The sequence below is a fragment of the Geobacter sulfurreducens PCA genome (assembly GCF_000007985.2).
GTDB lineage: Bacteria > Desulfobacterota > Desulfuromonadia > Geobacterales > Geobacteraceae > Geobacter > Geobacter sulfurreducens.
The window spans coordinates 1,030,511-1,050,820 of the sequence record NC_002939.5; the positions used below are offsets into that span (position 1 = coordinate 1,030,511).

At 58.1% G+C, this 20,310-nt stretch carries 15 protein-coding genes; 9 read left to right on the forward strand and 6 right to left on the reverse strand.

Features of this window, described 5'->3' with window-relative positions; genetic code table 11:
- Positions 1-78: 78 nt before the first annotated feature.
- The 5 genes from GS_RS04815 to GS_RS04835 form a co-directional block, all read right to left on the reverse strand.
- On the reverse strand, positions 79-405 hold the full coding sequence (locus GS_RS04815; protein WP_164930423.1) for a hypothetical protein: 327 nt from the start codon (positions 403-405) through the stop codon (positions 79-81).
- Between the two features lie 87 nt (positions 406-492).
- On the reverse strand, positions 493-1,158 hold the full coding sequence (locus GS_RS04820) for a hypothetical protein (protein ID WP_010941625.1): 666 nt from the start codon (positions 1,156-1,158) through the stop codon (positions 493-495).
- A gap of 19 nt (positions 1,159-1,177) precedes the next feature.
- Positions 1,178-2,296, reverse strand: coding sequence for an IS4-like element ISGsu1 family transposase (locus GS_RS04825; RefSeq protein ID WP_010940926.1), 1,119 nt, complete (start codon positions 2,294-2,296; stop codon positions 1,178-1,180).
- Positions 2,297-2,774: 478 nt separating this feature from the next.
- Entirely contained in the window at positions 2,775-3,563 is a 789-nt protein-coding gene (locus tag GS_RS04830) for a hypothetical protein (RefSeq protein ID WP_010941627.1), read from the reverse strand.
- A gap of 533 nt (positions 3,564-4,096) precedes the next feature.
- Positions 4,097-5,143: an IS110-like element ISGsu4 family transposase gene (locus GS_RS04835; RefSeq protein WP_010941629.1), complete on the reverse strand. Its 1,047-nt coding sequence runs from the start codon at positions 5,141-5,143 to the stop codon at positions 4,097-4,099.
- A 525-nt stretch (positions 5,144-5,668) separates the two neighbouring features.
- Between GS_RS04835 and GS_RS04840 the strand changes: the two genes are divergently transcribed.
- The 8 genes from GS_RS04840 (at position 5,669) to GS_RS04875 (ending at position 17,423) form a co-directional block, all read left to right on the forward strand.
- Positions 5,669-7,636 (forward strand): sensor histidine kinase, encoded by a 1,968-nt coding sequence (locus tag GS_RS04840; RefSeq protein WP_010941630.1) that lies wholly within the window; start codon positions 5,669-5,671, stop codon positions 7,634-7,636.
- Positions 7,637-7,664: 28 nt separating this feature from the next.
- Complete coding sequence (locus GS_RS04845) at positions 7,665-9,059, forward strand: sigma-54-dependent transcriptional regulator (RefSeq protein ID WP_010941631.1); 1,395 nt, start codon at positions 7,665-7,667, stop codon at positions 9,057-9,059.
- A 509-nt stretch (positions 9,060-9,568) separates the two neighbouring features.
- Positions 9,569-9,760 carry a hypothetical protein gene (locus tag GS_RS04850; protein WP_010941632.1) on the forward strand — a complete coding sequence of 64 codons (192 nt, stop codon included), beginning with the start codon at positions 9,569-9,571 and terminating at the stop codon, positions 9,758-9,760.
- A 124-nt stretch (positions 9,761-9,884) separates the two neighbouring features.
- Entirely contained in the window at positions 9,885-10,136 is a 252-nt protein-coding gene (locus GS_RS04855; protein ID WP_010941633.1) for a hypothetical protein, read from the forward strand.
- 12 nt (positions 10,137-10,148) lie between these two features.
- A complete protein-coding gene (locus GS_RS04860; RefSeq protein ID WP_010941634.1) occupies positions 10,149-11,201 on the forward strand; it encodes a hypothetical protein in 1,053 nt (350 codons plus the stop codon).
- A 145-nt stretch (positions 11,202-11,346) separates the two neighbouring features.
- Entirely contained in the window at positions 11,347-12,717 is a 1,371-nt protein-coding gene (locus tag GS_RS04865; protein WP_010941635.1) for an InlB B-repeat-containing protein, read from the forward strand.
- Positions 12,718-12,880: 163 nt separating this feature from the next.
- Positions 12,881-14,233 carry a S41 family peptidase gene (locus tag GS_RS04870; protein WP_010941636.1) on the forward strand — a complete coding sequence of 451 codons (1,353 nt, stop codon included), beginning with the start codon at positions 12,881-12,883 and terminating at the stop codon, positions 14,231-14,233.
- A 238-nt stretch (positions 14,234-14,471) separates the two neighbouring features.
- On the forward strand, positions 14,472-17,423 hold the full coding sequence (locus GS_RS04875) for an ELWxxDGT repeat protein (protein ID WP_010941637.1): 2,952 nt from the start codon (positions 14,472-14,474) through the stop codon (positions 17,421-17,423).
- 53 nt (positions 17,424-17,476) lie between these two features.
- Here GS_RS04875 and GS_RS04880 read toward each other — a convergent pair whose 3' ends face one another.
- A complete protein-coding gene (locus GS_RS04880; RefSeq protein WP_010941638.1) occupies positions 17,477-17,800 on the reverse strand; it encodes a peptide chain release factor family protein in 324 nt (107 codons plus the stop codon).
- 268 nt (positions 17,801-18,068) lie between these two features.
- Between GS_RS04880 and GS_RS04885 the strand changes: the two genes are divergently transcribed.
- On the forward strand, positions 18,069-20,300 hold the full coding sequence (locus GS_RS04885; protein ID WP_010941639.1) for an ATP-binding protein: 2,232 nt from the start codon (positions 18,069-18,071) through the stop codon (positions 20,298-20,300).
- The last annotated feature ends 10 nt before the right edge of the window (positions 20,301-20,310 follow it).

A 20,310-nucleotide genomic window follows, 5' to 3' on the forward strand; every position in this document is an offset into this window, starting at 1 on the left:
CGCATGCCGGGTGGTGTGGGGGCTGGGGGGGTAAAACCCCCGGCTACCCGATTGGACGTGTTCTTCTCTCTTCTTATGTTAGATTAAGATCACAAGCCAGCCAAGGACCAGCACCAGTGGCGGCAATAGCACATCAGGAACCAATGATCTCCAATATGCCTTTTTAGAATCAAAGTCTTTACTTCTCCTGAATAGCAGCGAAAGCACAACGGCAACTGTCCAGAGAACTGCGAAGCATTTCACACTGAGACCGGCATATCCGTTCCAGTAAGTAAATTTCTCGGGGTCTCCAATTCCGGATTTATCAAGTGCCCTATCAGATTGCCAGCCGGAGACTAGGAATACAGCAACAAAGAAAAATTCTCCGGCTGAAAGAATGATTTGAATTAGGTTTGATTTTTTCATTCGTTTGTTGTCGTCCAACGTCATAAGGCTGACCAGCCAGCCCAGTTTCTCCGGGCGAGCTGGTCGTGCTGCAAGTTGGACTCTCTCTTAATTCGACTCAGCTAACTCGCTTTTCTCCAGTTGATTTGCGGGCTGGCTTGACATCTCCTCCCAAAGCCCTTCTTGTTTTAATATTAATTTGAACTTTCGGTAAGTTATAGCCTTTCTTATGGGCTCACCAACTCCGTACATACACAATAAATATAATGACATTATTGCAATATATCCAAAAAACTGTTTTAAATTATGTGGTGTTATCGCTATAAAAACCGCAATAAATACAATACTTATAAATAACGCCACTACACTTGACCATATTACTTCCAATTTGTTGAATATAGAAAATTTGCACATAGCCTTTTCGTTATCACTTACTTCAAAAAATGTATAAACTTGTTTCAGATCTTTAATAGTAAACATGCCAATATCATAAAGCCTCATAATAAATTTTGATTTAATTGGTGTGGTGTTGATATTTGTTGCAATCTTAAAAGCTTCCAGCAACTTCAGTTTAGTCATGAATTTATGTTCCTGAGTATTTTCGTCACAACATTCAATGAGTGCTGAATATCTGGCAAGTTTTTTGGTTACATGGAATTTTTCGAAGTATTCGTTGGTTTTTTTGAGGAGTTGAAGTATTGCTGTGATTGCGGCGACAACAACGGCAATATAGTAACCTACCGTATCATTTTTCAATAGCTCGATATATTCCATCACTGCTGTCCCATAGTTTCTAAAGCAGCACCAGTTGTGGCGAAGCCTCTACTTTCGGTGGTTTGAATAGGCTTTCAAGGTCTCGCCGCTCGAACAAATTCAGCTGTAATAACCGTAATATCTGCTGCATCGACGATCCGATCTTTGACAGAAACGTCAAGTATGCCAGTACCAGATACACGCACAGGGCAATCCAGATCTGTGTGAGTACGGCATTCTCCGAGGTGCCGAGGAAGGTCTTGATCTTCAGGTTCTGTTTGATCCACTTGAAGAACAGTTCGATCTTCCAGCGCTCTTTGTAGAGATCCGCCACGATTGCTGCTTTCAGGTGATGCGCATTGGTCACGAAGCGGTAATCGTTGCCGTCATCGGCGATGAACTGGACAAGCCGCAGTTTGTCCTTCATCCCTTTGAGCCGAATCTCCTGGTCAAGAATGACGCCCGTTGCTTTCCTGCCGGGACGCTTCTTGAAGTATTCCACCAAGGCGTTCTCTTTCAGCCGGGTTACGAAGAAGATGCCGTTGGTCGTTAGTTGCTGCCACCAGTCGTAATCGGTGAAGCCCCGGTCAAAGACGGCCAGTGAACCGGCAGGCAGTTGTAGCATCCTGGCCCAGGACATCTCGTGCTTCTTGCCTTCGGTCACATCGATGAACTCAGGCAGATAGCCGTCAGCATCAAGACCGACATGCATCTTTATGGCACCCTTCTTCTGCCGGTAGGTGGCCCAAGGGAACGCCTCCAGACAGAGATTGATGGTGGTGGCATCCAGCAGATAGACTTTTTCATCGATCTTGAAGCGATGACTGGGTGCAACTGCCTTGCATCGATGCAGCATTTTGTAAAAGAGCTCTTTGTACAACTCATGCGGCTGTTCATCGTTCACTCTGGCCAAGGTGGTACGGGAAACCGTCTTCATGCCCAGATGATAGAGCTTGTGGCCTTGGGCCTTGAGGTTTTCCACGATATCCCGCAGACTTTTTCTGCCGGAAAGTTGACAAACCATCATCGCCATGAACTGCGACCAACGGTTAAAAGAACGAAACTTCTGCCCGATGTGATGCTTGCGGGCAAGGGATTCAAATTCATGTCTCTTGAAAAAACCGACAACTTGGTTAAGGACTGTGTTACAATGTGCCACGGCTCTGATCTCCTTGTTAATATTGGTGTTTTGGCGAACTCAATATATCACAAGTAGCTCTCAGGGCCTCTCTTTATTCAGTTAAACTATGGGACAGCAGTGATATTCCATGAATAATCTCCCCTCTTGTTGGTCCAATACTGGATGGTTACAGGCTTCGCGGAGTTTATGTCTTAAATTCGCCTTTTTCCAGTCTTCCTTTTTACTCCACCCGCCAACTTCTCAGATACCGAACATGAAACCAGCAAACTCCTCTTCGTTTTCGCCGCCCGCGCCGCCACACTCCTGCAACTCAGGGTGACTCCGCCAGCAAGACCGACATACTCCTCGGTTTGCTTTGCCTTTTCGTCGTACAACGCCACAAGCCTGACCGGCGGGTTTCTAGGCCGGTCGTGGCGCTAGTTGGGCATCGCTTTTGTTAATAAGTTAAATAAGTTACCAGCGTCTCGCAGTCTCCGTCATTATTCTTTCAACTTATTCATGATAGCTGCATCGCAGAATTTGCTTTGATAGTGGCTGTGATGTCTGGGCGTCCCGGAGTGACGACCTCGTTGAAGATTTCTTGGATGAAAGAAGCGACCCAGTATTGGGAATCCTCTTCAGGTTGCATGCTGCAATCAAGCGCATCTATATAATCGCTGGACATCATGTAGTGGTCATTCAAGAAAAAGATGTAGCCCAGATGAAGAACGAAGATATCTCGCACATCTTCAGCAAATCTATCAAGCCACCAGCCACGATTCTCGATGTAAATCTCGTTGTCGTTGAGCATTACGTTTCGGTAGAAGTTGTAATGTGTATGGTCATTGCATCTGGCGCGCAAGCGCTTGTATCTGTCATCGACGTAAAGCAGGTCGTTGATCGGCTTAAGCGCTTCTGAGGTTCTAACATATTGGGACATCACCCGGAACTCTGGGAGGCTCTCCTTTCCCTGGAGCCAGTTGTGTATTTTCTCGACGACAAAGTTCTCGATGCTGAAGTTGTTCCGCAGGTACAGGTTGGAATAGACGTTGATTACCGCAGAATCGTAATACTTCCGAAGCAGCGCGTATGCGTCATTGATGCGCCCCGCGAGAAGAATAGTCTTGATCGATTCAACGGTACCCTGCATTGAGGAGTAGACGTAGGTGTCAATGTTGCAGATGGACTTTGTACCCATCGTTGTGAACAAAAACACAGACATGGCCAATTGCTCATAGAACTCCGCGTATCGCTCAAGTTCGATAAATACTCGATGCTCCGTATATGCCTTGTCTGTTACCTGCACGGCTATGCTCCTCTATGTATCAAGGCCCAACTCTTATAAGGCCCCAGTCAGTCAATAGGCAAAATGGTGCCCAACCGATTTTGAGTCGTTTTCTTTGACGAATCTATCTCGACATCTTATCCGTTCTGACTTGATTTCCAATACTGGGTCAGGAAAGAATCCTGCACCAAACTCTTATCAAAGCTCAATTCGCTGCGGTTGTTGCTGCTACAGCGATTGCGAAGGCATTCCTTGCGCGGCTTAGAAACTATCCCGTTCCCTCGGCCGTCCCATTCATGAAGCGTGCTCATCGCTGGTGCGAGGCACAGTTGATCCCGGTTTCCGGCGAGGGGCAGAACATTCAAAAGCTGAAAAGAATAGATTCAGTTATGTAAGGAGCGGGACAGGGCTCCAATCTCGTTAACTTGCTCCCTGAGCATCATCAAATCGACCGGTACGTGTTCTCAGCCGCACCTCGTTGTCTTTCACGGTCGTGGTCATGCTTGCTCGTGTGGCTCCAGTTGTGCACTAAGCTGCCTCTGTCCCCTCCAGCTTTACGCCGTTGCCAAAAACTTTTCCCGGTCGAACGGCACATTGTTTTTCAGCATGTAGAAAATCGCTCGTGCCAGTTTGTGGGCAAGGATCGAAATCGCTTTCCCTTTGCCATGAATCTTGACCAGTTTCTCCATCAGGATTTTTGCCTGGGGATTGTGGCGCACGAAGAACACAGCGGCCTCAGAGAAGGCCCATTTCAAATGGACGTTGCCTATCTTGGAACCGCCGACCCCCTTTTTCTTTCCCGCTGATTCGTGGGCACATTTCACCAGCCTGCAGTAGGAAGAGAAGTCTTGCACGGTCGGGAAACGATTTATGTCATGGATCTCGTAGAGCATTACCAGGCCCAGCACCTTTCCCACGCCGTTGATTGAGCGCAGAAGTTTGAGGGCATGCAGGTTGTGTTGCCGGGCCGTTTTTTCTATGTCCGGTTCGAGGACATTGATGACATCGTCAAAGGCGTCGATCATGGCAACGTCAATTTCGATAATTTTCCTCACTTCCGGATCGTGGAAGAGCTGAGCTACTTCATGGCGGTTCTCTTCGACTCCGAGATCAATGCCAAGAGGAGCCAGATTATATTGGGTTACCGTGTTCTGGATGTGTGCCATAAGCTCAGCACGTTTTCTGACGAAAAAGTTCCGGCGGCGCAGGAGGTCCCGTGTTGCCCGCATTTCCGGCGGGTAGACGTAGGCTAAGGGAAACATGCCGCCGCGGAGCAGCACAGCAATCTTGTGGGCGTCAATCTTGTCGCTCTTTGCTTTGCCACCGTGGACTGCCTTCATGTAAAGGGCGTGACCGAGCACAAACTCGATCTTTTCATTACGGCAAAGGTCTGCCAGCCAATACCATGCGAACATGCATTCCACGCCGACAACCAAGTCCTCCCGGTAGGGTGCCACGAGGCGAAGGAAGCTCTCAGGATTGCAGTTGATTTCGCGATGAACCAGCACGGTCCCTTCCGAGTCGAGAATGCAGACGTACTTTTTTCGGGCATGAAGATCAATTCCGCAGTAGTACTTGTGAGTCTTAGTGTAAAATCTCATGTGTAAGGCCTCCTTTGGAGAATGGGTTTCGCCAAAGTCCAGCATACGCTAATCCGTATGCCCAGAGGGGGCCTTACACAGTATCCCATTATTGAGCAGTTAGTGTGATGCATATCCAATGGCCCCTGGGGGGCGGGCCAAGCTAACAACCTGGAACTACATAATAATAGCCCTCAAAGAACGTATTTTCAGGCCTTAGGGCCTCATTTTCGTCGGCCAAATTGGCATTGTAAGGCTCCGCCTTCTCGAATCAATCCCCCTCACACATCACTAACACCCTTTCATAGATCAATTACCATCCCCGTTCAATCAGGAAAACCCCTATACTCCGCGGTTGTGAGCCTCGTTTCAGGAGATTATGTAACCAGAGCCGTTTCGATGACCTTGATGGATGCAGGCTGCGTAAGGAGCGCGGTCTCCACGGGGTCAAAACTAGATGTTTTCGCAAAAATGCAAAAATAACTGGATTTTTTTTTGGTGTTTACATACTATCCTCCGTGACTCCGCACAGATGGAAGAGGCCCCATGCGCCGGTATCTTTTCAGCTTCATGACCAATCTAAAGCTCCGCTGGAAGATGCTGGTACTGGTGATGCCGCTGGTGATCATTCCCATTTTCGTGGTGGGCGGGGTGATCGGCTACATCTCCACCAAGCAGGCCTACCGGGGGATCACCCAGACCTCCCGGGACGACCTGGAGCACATGGCCAGCTTCACCATCGATCTCCTCAATTCCCACTACCAGCAGTTCCAGGTCTACAAGCAGGACAAGATGCGGACCGTGCACCTGGAACTGGCCACCCTCACCAATCTTTCCTACAACCTGGTCGAGGCCCAGGACCGCCAGTACCGGGCCGGCAAGGTGGACCTGCGCACCGCCAAGGAGGAGGCCCGCAAGGCCCTCAAGCGGGTCAGCGTCGGCATGACCGGCTATATCTACGCCATGACCACCAAGGGGCTGCTGGAAGTCCACGTGGCGCGGGAAGGGGAGAACGTCTACGACGAGAAGGACGAGAACGGTCGCCCCTTTATCCGGATCATGTGCGAGAACGCGCTCAAGGCCAAGCCGGGGGAGGTGCTCTATATCGTCTACCCCTGGCGCAACGAGGTGCTGGGAGACAAGTATCCCCGCAAAAAGGTGGTGGCTTACCGGTACTTCCCCCAGTGGGACTGGATCATCGCGTCGGGCGGCTATCTGGAGGAGACCTATGAGGACGTGGCCTTCGAGCGCCGCTCCTTTGCCGAGCTGAAGGAGAAGATCCGCAGCAAGAAGGTGGGGGAGACCGGCTACATCTTCTGCATGGACGATACGGGGACCTTTACCATCCACCCCTCGGGCGAGGGGCAGAATTTCCTCAATGCGGTCGACTCCAGCGGCAACAAGTTCATCAAGGAGATGGTGGAGAAGAAGCGCGGGTGGATTCGCTACCCCTGGCGCAACAAGGGAGACGCGTCGCCGCGGATGAAGCTCGTGCGCTACGACTACTTCAAGCCTTGGGGATGGATCGTGGCGGTCGGGTCCTATGAGGACGAGTTCTACCGGGAGGCCAACAAGATCCGGGGGCGCATCGTCACCACCATGACGCTGCTGACCATCCTCACCGGCCTCGTGGCAACGGGGCTGGTTTTTCTCGCCGCCAAGGTGTTCACCGACCCCATCAACTACATGATCGACGTGATCAGGAAGGTAAAGAAGGGGCGTCTGGACGAGCAGATGGAGGTTGACACCGGCGATGAGCTGGGCGAGCTTGCCGGCGCCTTCAACCGGATGACCACCATCATCCGCCAGAACAAGGAGATGGAGGCGAGCCTGGCTCAGCAGGGGAAGATGGCATCGCTCGGCGTCCTCTCTTCGGGCGTTGCCCATGAGATCAACAACCCCCTGGGGGTGATCCTCGGCTATGCCTCGTACCTGGAGTCGAAGATCACCGAAGAGGACCCGACCTACAAATATATCCACGAGATCAAGCGCGAGAGCAAGCGGTGCAAGAAGATCGTCCAGGATCTCCTCTCCTACGCCCGGACCCCCAAGCCCGCCCTGGAGCCCACCGACATCAACGACCTCCTGGGTCAGATCGTGGGGTTTGCCGCCAACCACACCGACATGCACCACGTGACCGTGGTCCGGGAGTTCGCGCCCGACTTGCCGCCGGTCATGGCCGACGGCGACCAGATCCGCCAGGTGGCCATCAACCTGATCCTCAATGCCGGCTCCGCCATGACCGCCGGCGGCGTCCTTACCGTCCGGACGTTCCTGGACCAGGAGCAGTACGTGAACATCGTGTTCAGCGACACCGGCTGCGGCATCCCCCGCGAGGATCAGGAGCGGATATTCGAGCCGTTCTTCACCACCAAGACCAAGGGGACCGGCCTGGGGCTCGCCATTACGCGCCAGATCGTGGAGATGCACCACGGCCGCATCGCCATCGACAGCGAGGTGGGGCGCGGCACCGACGTTACCGTGCGCCTGCCCCTGGAGCCGGAAGAGCTGTAGCGTTAATATCAGTTGAGAGGTGCCGATCGTGTCAGATAAAAAGCGCATCATGCTTATCGATAACGAAGAAGGGCTCTGCCGCATGATGGAGGCGGTGCTCGCCGACAGCGGCTATGCCGTGAAGGGGTATACCCGCTCCTTCGAGGCGGTGGAGGAGTTCAAGGCCGGCGATTGGGATCTGGTGGTGAGCGACATCAAGATGCCCGGCATGGACGGTCTTGAGGTGCTCCAGCGGATCAAGGCCAAGGATCCCCTTGTCCCGGTCATCATGATCACCGCCTACGCCACGGTGGAGACCTCGATCCAGGCGCTCCGGCGCGGGGCCTACGACATGGTCACCAAGCCCTTCGAGCCCGAGGAGCTCCTCTACCGGGTCAAGAACGCCCTCAAGCACACCCAGCTTCTGGAAGAGAACCGGGAACTGCGGGAAGAGCTGGTGGGCAAGTTCCGCTTCGACAACATCATCGGCGCATCCACCGGCCTCAAGGATGTGCTGGACAAGGTTGAGAAGATCGCTATCCGCGACACGTCGGTCCTGATCACCGGCGAGTCCGGGACCGGCAAGGAGCTCATCGCCCAGGCCATCCATTACAACTCGCTGCGCAAGGAAAAGAAGTTCGTGGCCATCAACTGCGGGGCGCTGCCCGAATCGCTGCTGGAGAGCGAGTTGTTCGGCTACCGCAAGGGGGCCTTTACCGGCGCCAAGGAGAACCGCCAGGGGCTCCTGGAGGCGGCCGACGGCGGCACGCTCTTTCTGGACGAGGCGGGCAACCTCCCCATGAACGTGCAGAAGACGCTGCTCCGCTTTCTCCAGGAACAGGAGTTTCTGCGCATCGGCGACACCACCCCCACCAAGGTCGACGTGCGGATCATCTCCGCCACCAATGCCGAGCTGAAGGAGGCGGTCAAGAGCGGTGCCTTCCGCGAGGATCTTTACTACCGGCTCAACGTGCTGAATCTTCACCTGCCCCCCCTGCGGGAGCGGCGGGCCGACATCCCGCTGCTGGCGGCCCACTTCATCACGCTGCAGAACAAGAAATTCGGCACCGCCATCAAGGGGCTCGCCCCCGACGCGTTGGAGGCGGTCATGGAGTTCTCCTGGCCGGGGAATATCCGCCAGCTCAAGAACGTGATCGAAGCCTGCACCGCCATGGAAAACGGTGATTATCTCTCGCTGGCCGTGCTTTCGCAGTTCATCGAGATATCTCACCATGTGCCCGGGGAAGAAGGGGACACGGCCGGCGATGTGGATGAGAGCGACTATTCCCAGGCCCTGTCGCGGTTCGAGGTCGACTACCTGAAGGGGCTCCTGCGCAAGAATCGCGGCAACGTGGAGGCTGCGGCCCGCGATGCGGGGATGAACATGGCCACCATCTACCGCAAGCTCAAGAAGTACAATATCCGCCGCGAAGACTACGCCTGACGGTTTCAGGGGCCCCTCTCGGGGCCGTCCTCTCTTGTGCCGGATTACCCATGGCGTTCCACCTCCTCTCACGGTCGAAGCGGGTTCGCATTTCTGCAAAAGTTCCCCTCTCGACCGTTGCAGCCCTGCAATCCCTTACCTTGTTCGTTGTAACATGTTGAAATGATGGGTGGTTGTCGGACCAGCCCCCTGCATGAGGCAAACCCGTGCCGTCCCCGTAGCCTCTCCGGCGCTCCCGGTACCCTCGCACGACTGCAAAAACGACGTTCTAGCCTGTTCCTCCCAAATACTCCCCATGGTTCCCGTTGTCATGGTTAACATGCTGAAAATACACAATTAAAAAAACAATAAAAGCCTATTCACGTAATTGGTATACAGGTTGCTCTAGGGATAGACAGTTACTCCTTCATTGCATGGGACAGGGTCGGGGATGGTGACGACCAGATGATCCGACTCTCATCCCATGCGCGTCAATCGGACCGGACACGGTTTAAGAGATAGAGGTATCCATGAAGGACGGAATAGTCTGCCCCTTCTACGGTAAGAGCGATGACATCTGCGATGTGGGATGCGGGTATATCTCGCCCCACGACGTCAACATGATCATCAAGTTCTGCAGCTGCCGGTACCGCGAGTGCATGAAGTACCAGGAACTGGCCGAGCGGTTTCCCCACGACATCCTCACACCCGTCAAGTGTTGACCATACAAGGAGGAAGACACCATGCTGTACAACATGAGCCTGCATCTTCACGGACCGTACATTCTCTATGCCCTCACATTCGTTGCAGCGTTAACGGTTATATCGTTCGTAAAGGAGAAGAGAGATGAGCGAAAAAGAGCTTGAACTGCTGGCAAGGATCGAGGAGCTCGAGCGGCACACCTGGCGCAACAGTGCCATCCTTCGGGCGGTCGCCATGGTTGCGGGTACGGCCATGATCGGCATCATCGTCGCCTCCGGCGTGGTCGGCGGCGGTCACGGCAGCCACTGGACCGGCCCCGCATGGAACACCATGTGGCTCTACGGCCTGTTCGCGGCCAACGCGGTGTCCATGTTCTGGACCACCCACAAGGATTAGGAGGAACACGCCATGCCAATGAGTATCAAGAACGCAATTCTGCTCCTCGTGGTGGTGACCCTCTGCGCCGCCTTCAGCATGAGGATCTTCCAGGGACTCGACGAGATGATGGGCGATCAGTACTGGGTGGTGGACGTCTCCCAGGGTGATCACGGCTGGTACGGCATGGGGCTGCTGCCCCACGTGGTGAAGATGCCCAAGGACATCGTCAAGGCCCTCAACACCGATGCCGACCCGACCAACAACGTGGAGATCTATGCCCAGGCGGGCGATTTCGCCGGCGATTCGGTCTACGGCATCTGCTTCGGGATTCCGCTCATCATGTTCCTGATCTGGTTCGCCTTCATCATAGGCTTCCCGGACCGGGTGGACCCCTATCTGTTGCCACGCAAGATCTTCACCATTGCGGTGATCATCACCTGCTCGGTGGTAGTCAACCTGTTCCTGATGAGAATCACCGCCGACTTCGCCACCGACCCCATGGCGCGCATCGCCAACGTGGCGGGCAATCACGCTTCGCTTCTGTTCCACAACGCCGGCATCTGGTTCGCCATTCTCTTCTCGGCCCTGGGGACCCACAGCCACTCCATGCACGAAGTGGCAGCCCCTGACAGCCGCCAGTGGCAGACCCAGGCCAATGAGAAGTTCTCCTGGATGTTCATCCTGCTCGGCGCCGTGACCGTGCTGGAAGTGTCGCTGGTCAACAACAAGCTTGCCCTCCCCGACGCGGCGGTTGACTACTCGGTCTGGATCATCTGGGTGGTGATCTTCATGCGGATGTTCGGCTTCTCGCCCCGCTACTGGATCAAGCGCGGCCGCGGCATCTCCATCATGGTGGTCGGCACGGCGCTGACCCTGGGTGCGTTCTACCTGCTGGAGCGTTCCACCGGCACCCTGGGCGCCGGCTTCGCCTCGCCGGTTCTGGCCAAGGCCCTCGGCGTCGAAAACCAGAACATCGGCCTCTCGCTCATGATCTCCATCTACCTCATCTTCTGGATGGAGTTCGCCGCGGCGATCCGCATGAACGGCCCGGTGAAGAAGCCTGTGGAGCAGAAGATTCCGTAGGCAGTCTCACCAAAGCGTACGTTAAAGGCGACGGTAAAACCGTCGCCTTTTTTTATGGCGTCCACTCTAGACCTGATGCCGATAAGCCGATATAACTACATTAGTAGGCTCCATGTTCGCTGCAGGTACGAAAAGGGAGAAAATCATGAACGGCTGGGAGGTTTTCAAGGTATTGTTGTCGGTGGCGATGGTGATGGCAGTGGCGCTGCCGGAACCCGCGCGGGCCGTTCCAGCCGCTGTCGCCGCCTCTGTGGACAGCACGGCGACCATTCTGTCAGCCGGCTTTGAGTCTCTGGTCCAGGATCCGCCTGCCGGCTGGAGCCTGGTGGACAATGCCGGCACCGGAGCCCTGTGGCGCTTCGACGATCCGGCAAAGAGGGGCAACAACACCGGGGGGACCGGCGGTTTTGCCATTGCAGATAGCGACTATGCCGGCGCCGTCAACATGGATACGGAGCTTCGGACCCCGCTCCTGGATCTGAGCGGATATGAAACGGTCACGCTGAGGTTCGAGACCTTGTTCGAACATGAAGCCGGCGAGACTGCTGCCGTGGAGTTGAGCACGAACGGCGGCGCCGGACCCTGGCAGCCTCTCTGGAGCAGGAGCGGAGGCAACTATGGTCCCGCCACGGAAGAACTGGACCTCACCTCCCTTGCGGCCGGCAAGCCAAACATCATGATCCGCTTTCACTACTACGGTGCCAACTACGCCTGGTACTGGAAAGTGGATGATGTGGCACTGACCGGCATCCCCCGCGCACAGCATCAGCTCGCCGTGACCGTCAACGGCAGTGGTACGGTAGCAAGCTCTCCTGCGGGGATTTCCTGCCCGGCGACCACCTGCAGCGCGTTGTTCTATGACGGCCTCCCGGTGACGCTGACGGCAACGCCCGCTGCGGATTACGTTTTTTCCAGCTGGTCGGGAGCCTGCACCGGCACCGGCCCCTGCGTGGTCACCCTGGGGGGCGCTGCGGCCGTGACGGCTACCTTTGTGCCGAGCACCCGCAATCTGAACGTGACGGTTTCCGGCGCCGGACAGGGGACCGTCACCAGTGTTCCGGCCGGAATCGCCTGCTCGGCCGGCAGCTGCAACGGAGCCTTCGATACGGGAAGCCAGGTGGAGCTCATTGCCACGCCGTCCACGGGTTCGGTCTTCGCGGGCTGGTCGGGCGACTGCACCGGCACCGGCGCCTGTACTCCGACCATGACCGCCGACCGGAACGTCGGCGCCGCGTTCGACCCCGCACTAACGGTAGAACTCACCATCGGCACCGCCACGACGCTCCACACGACCCTGACGGCAGCCATGGCAGCCATTGCCAATGGCTCTGCTGCCGCCATCAAGGCCAGGGCCATGGAGTTCCCGGAGAGCCTGGCCATCTCCGGCGGAAAATCCATCGTATTCTACGGCGGATACGCCGAAGGCTTCGGCAGCGTTGCCGGGTACTCGGTCCTGAGGGGGACGGTGACCGTCGGGGTCGGGACGCTCACGGCCAGCAATCTGGCGGTTCGCTAACCTTTGCCCTCTTCCGGCTTTCCGCGGGGGAGGGCAAAGCGGTTCTTCGGATGTTCCGGGATGTTTCCTCTCGCCCCTTTGCCGCGAACATTGACAAACACGCTCCGCGACAACTAAAGTATCCGGAGACGCTCCCTTTGACGGAGCCCCGGAGGTTGTTCCCATGCAAACGAGAACGAGGATAACCCTCGGCCTGGTGGTTGCCATACTCTGCCTCACCATCGGCGTGGCCGCCGGATGGCGCTACTATAACCCTGCTGCCGACCAGGTCGGTGCCGAGCACCTGAGACTGTTCCGCGAGGTCGTCTCGATCGTGCGGAGCAGTTACGTGGAAGAGGTGAGCGGGAAAAAGCTGCTGGAAGGGGCCATCAACGGCATGCTCGCCTCGCTGGACCCCCACAGCTCGTATCTTCCGCCGGAACCCTTCACCGAAATGAAGACGGAGATATCGGGGTCCTTCGGCGGCCTCGGCATCGAGATCTCCATGCGTGACGGCAAACTGACCGTAGTTGCCCCCATCGAGGATACTCCCGCCTGGCGGGCCGGAATCCAGTCGGGCGACCACATCTGGAAGATCGACGATACTCCCACCCGCGGTCTCACCATCACCCAGGCGGTCAAGCAGATGAGGGGCGAGAAGGGGACCCAGGTCTCCCTCTCGATTCTGCGGAACGGGAACGGAAAACCTCTCGTGTTCCCCCTGGTGCGGGACATCATCAAGACCAGGAGCCTCAAATCCCGGACTCTGGAGCCGGGTTACGGCTATGTCAGGATAAGCCAGTTCCAAGAGCGGACAGGGGATGACTTTGCCGCTGCTCTTGCCAAGCTTCGGTCAGATAACGGCGGGTCCCTCAAGGGGCTCGTGCTCGATCTGCGGAATAATCCCGGCGGCCTTCTGGATGCCGCAGTGGCGGTGGCGGGGCGCTTCGTGGGTGAACGCCTCGACAACGGCCTCATCGTCTATACCGAAGGGCGCGAGCACTTTGCCAAGCGAAGCTACAGCGCCACCATCGGCGAGAAAGAGCCGCGCTACCCCCTTGTCGTCCTTATCAACGGCGGCAGCGCCAGCGCCTCGGAGATCGTGGCCGGTGCCCTCCAGGACCACGGCCGCGCCGTCATCATGGGAACCACCAGCTTCGGCAAGGGATCGGTTCAGACGGTGGTCCCCCTCAAGGATGGCGCCGGTCTCAAGCTGACCACGGCCCGTTACTACACCCCCAAGGGACGTTCGATCCAGGCACGGGGCATCGAGCCCGACATCGTCGTAGAACGGGCCGGGTTCAAGGAACTGCCGGACAAGGGCAGGGCCGGATTCCTCGAAAAGGATTTGGACAACCATCTGTCCGGGGCGGAATCGGGCGAGGGGGAAAAGACCCCCGAGCAGGACGTGAAAAAGCTCCCGGCGGCGCCGGCGACTCCCGAACACGAGGTTGACAAGGATTATCAGCTTCTTCGGGCCCTTGAACTGCTCAAGGGCTGGGATGCCATGCGCAAGGTGGCCACCGCGAAGCACTAGGCCGTTGGCCGAAATGGAGATGGTGTTGCCGAAACGGGACGTACTCAGCTGAGTACGTCCCGTTTTTTGTTGCCGGACCCGTAGGTGCAATCCCCTCCCCACAGAGTGGCCTCTGCTCTGATTCGGGCCGATCCTGCCGGATTTCCGTTAAATTTTCCGCCTGATTCGCCGATAAGCTCGATAATGGCGCGACACGGGCGCTGCACCATGAAGGGGGCTACCAGCCTCGGGGGTAAGAATGAACAGCAAACGATATCGCTCAGACACGCGACCGGCCGCATGCGCCATCCGCTTGCTTGCCGTGCTGGTTCTGCTGGCCGGTCTGGCGGCCCGGGCCGAAGCCGGGCCGGCCCTTCCGGTCATGGTCAAGGATATCAACACCGCATCGGTACCCGTCTCGTCCAGCCCCTCCGGCATGACGGCCAATGGCGGCATCCTCTTCTTCAGTGCCGGCGACGGCGCCAACGGCCCGGAACTCTGGAAGAGCGACGGTTCCGCGGAAGGGACGGTGCTCGTCAAAGATATCAATGCCGGGCCCGGGCCGGGCACGCCTCAGAATTTCTCCGTCATGAACGGGATCACCTATTTTTCCGCCATGGACAGCTTCCGCGGCGTGGAACTCTGGAAAAGCGACGGCACGGCTGCTGGGACGGTCATTGTTAAGGATATCTACCAGGGGGGCGAATCATCCAACCCCCTGGAGTTGACAGTGGCAGGGAACACGCTTTTCTTTTCCGCCGATCATCCCGTCTATGGCAAGGAACTCTGGAAGAGCGACGGCACCGCCGAGGGAACCGTTCTCGTGGCCGATATCGCTGCGGAGGCGAGTTCGACGCCCCAGTGGCTGAGGGCGGTCAACGGTACGCTCTTCTTCGCAGCCGACGACGGTCTCCATGGCCGGGAGCTCTGGAAGAGCGACGGGACGCCGGAAGGCACGGTGATGGTCAAGGATATCAACCCCTTCGGCGGGTCCGATCCGGGCGAGATGGCGGTGTCCGGCGGCATCCTCTACTTTACCGCCGATGACGGTGAAAATGGCCATGAGCTCTGGAGGAGCGACGGCACCGCCGAAGGGACGTATCTGGTCGCCGATATAGCCCCCGGCGAAGAGAGTTCCTACCCCTTCGAGCCGGTGGGCATCAATGGCCTGCTCTATTTTACGGCCAATGACGGCTACACCGGGTACGAACTCTGGCAGAGCGACGGCACCCCCGAGGGGACGACGCTGGTGAAGGATATCAATCCGGACGGCGAAGACTCAATGCCCTGGGGCATAGTGGGCATGGACAGGTACGTCTACTTCGCGGCCGATGACGGCGTCAACGGGTATGAACTCTGGCGCACCGACGGCACCATGGGGGGGACGGAGATGGTTGCCGACATCCAGCCCGGGATGGGCGGTTCCATGTACAGCTCTCCCCGGCTGGTGAACGGCATGCTCCTCTTTGCCGCCGACGACGGAGAGCACGGCATCGAGATATGGAAAAGCGACGGCACTGCCGAGGGCACCCTCATGGTCAGGGATATCATCCCGGACGCCATGTCGTGGCCATCCGAGCTCATGGTGCATAACGGTACACTCTACTTCGCAGCCGACGACGGCGTAAACGGCACGGAGCTCTGGAAGAGCGACGGAACGGCCGAGGGCACGGTGCTGGTGCGGAACATTGCACCCGAGACGGCCAGCAGTCTTCCCTACCAACTGGCCGTGATGGGGACCACGGTATTCTTTGCCGCGGCCGATACCGATCTTGACTTTGATGTCTGGAAGAGCGACGGTACTGCTGATGGTACGGTGCTCGTCAAGGAGATCAATCCCGAAGGGTGGGCCTATCTGGACCGGTTGATGGTCGTTGGTGATACCCTTTACTTCCTGGCCGAGGACAACTATGGAGAGGCCAGCCATGGCATCGAACTCTGGAAGAGCGACGGCACCGCCGAAGGCACCAGGATGATCAAGGACATCAACCCCGGGCCCCAGGGGATATTCTTTCCCGGCAACCCCAATTATCCCTTCTCCATGGCCGCCGTCGGCACTACGGTGTATTTCCCCGGTTTTACCGCGGGCAATGGTCATGAACTCTGGAAGAGCGATGGTACCGCCGAAGGGACGGTCCTCGTGAAGGATATCAATCCCGTTTTCGATTTCTCCTCATTTCCCGACAGTTTTACCGCCATGAACGGAGCGGTCTATTTCGTGGCCGATGACGGTACGCATGGCGCCGAGCTCTGGAAGAGCGACGGTACCGCCGACGGCACCCGGATGGTCAGGGATATCTATCCGGACGGCATCGGCTCCAGTCCCTTGTCGCTCACGGTCATGAACAACGTCCTCTACTTTAGTGCCGCCGGTGACGAAGGTGGCTACGGACTCTGGAAGAGCGACGGTACCGCCGAGGGGACCACGTTCGTAAAGGACACCTCTCCCTTCAATCACTCGCTTCTCCCTGCCTACCTGACCCCCGTAAATGGAACTCTCTTCTTCGCCGCCCACGACGAAAACGCCGGATTCGAGCTCTGGAAGAGCGACGGGACCACCGACGGCACCGTGCTGGTGGCCGATATCCTGCCGGGGGAAGGGGCGTCCAATCTGCGCTTGCTTACCGGCGTGAACGGTACCCTGTTTTTCGTGGCCGACGATGGAGTGCACGGCGAGGAGCTCTGGAAAAGCGACGGGACGCCCGAGGGAACGGTGATGGTGAAGGACATTTTTCCGGGGGATGGGATATCTGGCATCACCTGGATCAAGGTGATGAACGGGATGCTCTATTTTGCGGCCGACGACGGAGTGAACGGCCTCGAACTCTGGCAGAGCGACGGAACCGCCGAGGGGACGGTGCTGGTCACGAACATCGTGGCGGGCCAGGGGAGTTCGTCTCCCTCGTATCCGGTGGTGGCGGGCAATACACTCTACTTTGCCGCTACTGACGGAGGCAGCGGCGTCGAGCTCTGGAAGTTTTCGCCCGATCCGCCCGATGGTGATCTGACCGGCAACGAGACACTGGAGATCCCCGATGTGCTGCGCGCTCTGCGGATTGCGGCCGGCATCGCGGCTCCCACCGTGGCCGACTTCATCCACGGCGATGTGGCCCCCCTTGACGGAAACGGCCGCCCCGCCCCGGACGGCGTGATAGATATGAACGACGTGCTGGTTGTCTTACGCAAGATGCTGGGCGTCGTGTCGTGGTGACGGGAAGATAATCGGCAGTCCCGCGGCAACGGCAGCTTCGCTGCGCTCGGCGGTCACTCAACCGTTGAGCGCAGCTTTTTTTTCATCCCTACCAGCTTCTTCTCCGTCAGTCGCTTTTCCCTGGCGCCTCTGGGCACCGTGGTGGCGATCCGCTTTTTCGCCTTACGTTCACGCTTTTCCAGCGCAATCCGCAGACGCTCCATGGCCTTCTCGCGATTCTGCGCCTGAGAGCGGCTTTCGCTGGCCTGGACCACGATTCCGGTGGGAAGGTGGCGGATGCGCACCGCCGAATCGGTGGTATTACGGTGCTGCCCGCCGGGTCCTGAAGCACGATAGTACTCCACCTTGATATCCGCGTCCCTGATGTCCACCGTCATCGCAGCATCCCTCCTTTGATTCCGGTTGCCAGGGTAGCATGAAACGCGCAAGCTTTGCCACCGGTTGCAACCACCCGGCCTGCCTAAAAAAAATGGTTAAGAGACTTGTGCGTGAGCGATGTTTTATGTATCTTTACTAAGTAACCGATATCGTTACCCCGGGGCACGGACGCCCCGGGTGCCGGTTCCGGCGCCGGGGAGCGGTTTCCCGGACGCTACAATCGATACTGCTCTGAACATGCATGTCTGAGCGATGACGGGGTCTGGTATGCCAGGGACGGCACAGCTGCACCGGAATAAGCCCGCCGTCGGCGCCTATGCCGACGGTCCGGAGTATATCCAGGACGAACTCCGGTGGCTCGATCTCCTCATCCGTTACCGGCTCGACGGCCGGAACAGGGGCGGAGCCGATCCCTTCGGGCAGTTGCGGGGGCTCGTCCTCTCGGACGACGAGATCAACGGTCTGCTTTCGGGCGATGCCGGAGGAACTCCCGGAGCTTCGCCTGAGTGTGGCGCCGAACTGGCCGAGCTGGCGGCCGAAGTTGCGGACCGCCGCTCTGCCACACTCCGAATGGGGACAGCCCTCCCCCTTGCCGATCTTTCCCGCACGTTTCACCTATCTCCCTTTGAGGAGAAGTGCCTCCTCATCTGCCTTGCCCCCGAACTGGACCCGAAGTACGAAAAGCTCTATGCCTATCTCCATGATGACGTAACGCGCCGACGGCCCAGCATCGGGCTGATCCTCGACCTCCTCTGCACCTCCTTCCGGGAGCGGGTGGCTGCCCGCACCGTCTTCGATCCCCGGGCTCCGCTGACCAAGTACCGTCTCGTACAGTTCATTCAAGCCACCCCGGACGGCCCTGTTTCTTTCCCCTCGCGCCAACTCATGCTCAATGGCCGGATTGCCGGTTACGTGCTGGGGCACGCCCAGCCGGACCCGCACCTGGCCGAAGCGGTCCGCCTGGTCCTGCCCGGCCCCGGCGGCACGGTATCGCCGGTCGAAGATCGTAACCGGGAACGGGCACGGCAGCTGGTCCGTGCCCACCTTGCGGTGCACGCTTCGGGGGAGAGCCGACTGGTGCTGTTCTGCCGTGGCCCCCGGGGAGCGGGGAAGCGGGAACTGGTCGAGAGCCTGTGCCGCGACCTCGGCCTGTGGCTCCTGGTGGCCGATGTGGAGCGGATGCTGGCCGGAAGCCTTCCCTTCGGGGAAATGGCGTGGCTGCTTGGCCGCGAGGCCGCTCTTCAGCCGGCCGTCGTCTGTCTGGAGGGGATGGATGCGCTCCTGGCGGGGGACAATGACCATACCTCGGAACTCACGTCGCTCATGGACGCTATCCGGACCTTCTGCCGGGTCACGTTTGTCTGTTCCGGCCGCCCCTGGCGCCCCCGTGACCGGCATCCCTCCGACGTGTTCATTGAACTGGATTTTCCCCTTCCGGACGAAGGCACGCGGAAACGCCTGTGGGAGGATGGCTTGAGCGGAAGCCCCCTTGCGGCCGGCATGGGCGCGGCAGATGTCCTGGCCGGCACGTTCCGCTTCACCCCCGGCCAGATCCGCCAGGCACTGGCCGATGCCCGCGATTTGGCCGTCTGGCACGGAGGGGACGAGGCGAGCGGGGGGAGCGAAGCCGATCTGCTTCATGCCGCCTGCCGCGCCCGATCCCACACCCGCTTGGGCACACTGGCGCGGCGGCTCGAGCCCGTTCACACCCTGGACGACATCGTCCTCCCGGCCCTCCAGATGGCCCAGTTGCGGGAGATCTGCGCCCAGGTCCGCTACCGGCACCTGGTTTTCGGCCAGTGGGGATTCGACCGGAAGCTCTCCTCGGGCAAGGGGCTTACGGTTCTCTTTACGGGGCCTCCCGGCACGGGCAAGACCATGGCCGCCGCGGTGATTGCCCGCGAACTGGGGTTGGAGCTCTACCGGATCGATCTCTCCCAGGTGGTGAGCAAGTACATCGGCGAGACGGAGAAAAACCTGGAGCGCATCTTCGCCGAGGCGGAGACCGCCGGCGCCATCCTGTTCTTCGACGAGGCCGACGCCCTGTTCGGCAGGCGTTCCGAGGTGAAGGACGCCCACGACCGTTATGCGAATATTGAAATCGGCTACCTGCTCCAGCGGATGGAGGAGTACAGCGGCATCTCCATTCTGGCCACGAATCTCCGCCAGAACCTGGACGAGGCCTTCACCCGCCGCATCCGGATCGTGGTGGAGTTCCCCTTTCCCGACGAGGAATACCGGGAAATGATCTGGCAGCGCATCTTCCCGCCGGAACTTCCCGTGGGGGACGATGTGGACCTGGGATTCCTGGCCCGCCGGTTCAGAATCTCCGGGGGGGATATCAGGAACGTGGCCCTGGGCGCGGTCTTTTTCGCGGCCGAGGAGGGGCGGCCCCTGGCCATGGCGCACCTGGTCCGCGCCCTGGGCAGGGAGTTGCGCAAGACGGGAAAACCGTGCACCAGGGAGGAGTTCGGAGACTATCTGGAGATGCTGGCGTGACAGGGATGGA

What these genes read in the sequence shown, in the direction of transcription:
- GS_RS04850 (WP_010941632.1), top strand. Translation starts at nt 9,569, where the DNA reads ATGAAGGACGGAATAGTCTGCCCCTTCTACGGTAAGAGCGATGACATC.
- GS_RS04840 (WP_010941630.1), top strand. Translation starts at nt 5,669, where the DNA reads ATGCGCCGGTATCTTTTCAGCTTCATGACCAATCTAAAGCTCCGCTGG.
- GS_RS04865 (WP_010941635.1), top strand. Translation starts at nt 11,347, where the DNA reads ATGAACGGCTGGGAGGTTTTCAAGGTATTGTTGTCGGTGGCGATGGTG.
- GS_RS04860 (WP_010941634.1), top strand. Translation starts at nt 10,149, where the DNA reads ATGCCAATGAGTATCAAGAACGCAATTCTGCTCCTCGTGGTGGTGACC.
- GS_RS04820 (WP_010941625.1), bottom strand. Translation starts at nt 1,158, where the DNA reads ATGGAATATATCGAGCTATTGAAAAATGATACGGTAGGTTACTATATT.
- GS_RS04880 (WP_010941638.1), bottom strand. Translation starts at nt 17,800, where the DNA reads ATGACGGTGGACATCAGGGACGCGGATATCAAGGTGGAGTACTATCGT.
- GS_RS04855 (WP_010941633.1), top strand. Translation starts at nt 9,885, where the DNA reads ATGAGCGAAAAAGAGCTTGAACTGCTGGCAAGGATCGAGGAGCTCGAG.
- GS_RS04885 (WP_010941639.1), top strand. Translation starts at nt 18,069, where the DNA reads ATGCCAGGGACGGCACAGCTGCACCGGAATAAGCCCGCCGTCGGCGCC.
- GS_RS04870 (WP_010941636.1), top strand. Translation starts at nt 12,881, where the DNA reads ATGCAAACGAGAACGAGGATAACCCTCGGCCTGGTGGTTGCCATACTC.
- GS_RS04835 (WP_010941629.1), bottom strand. Translation starts at nt 5,143, where the DNA reads ATGAGATTTTACACTAAGACTCACAAGTACTACTGCGGAATTGATCTT.
- GS_RS04815 (WP_164930423.1), bottom strand. Translation starts at nt 405, where the DNA reads ATGAAAAAATCAAACCTAATTCAAATCATTCTTTCAGCCGGAGAATTT.
- GS_RS04875 (WP_010941637.1), top strand. Translation starts at nt 14,472, where the DNA reads ATGAACAGCAAACGATATCGCTCAGACACGCGACCGGCCGCATGCGCC.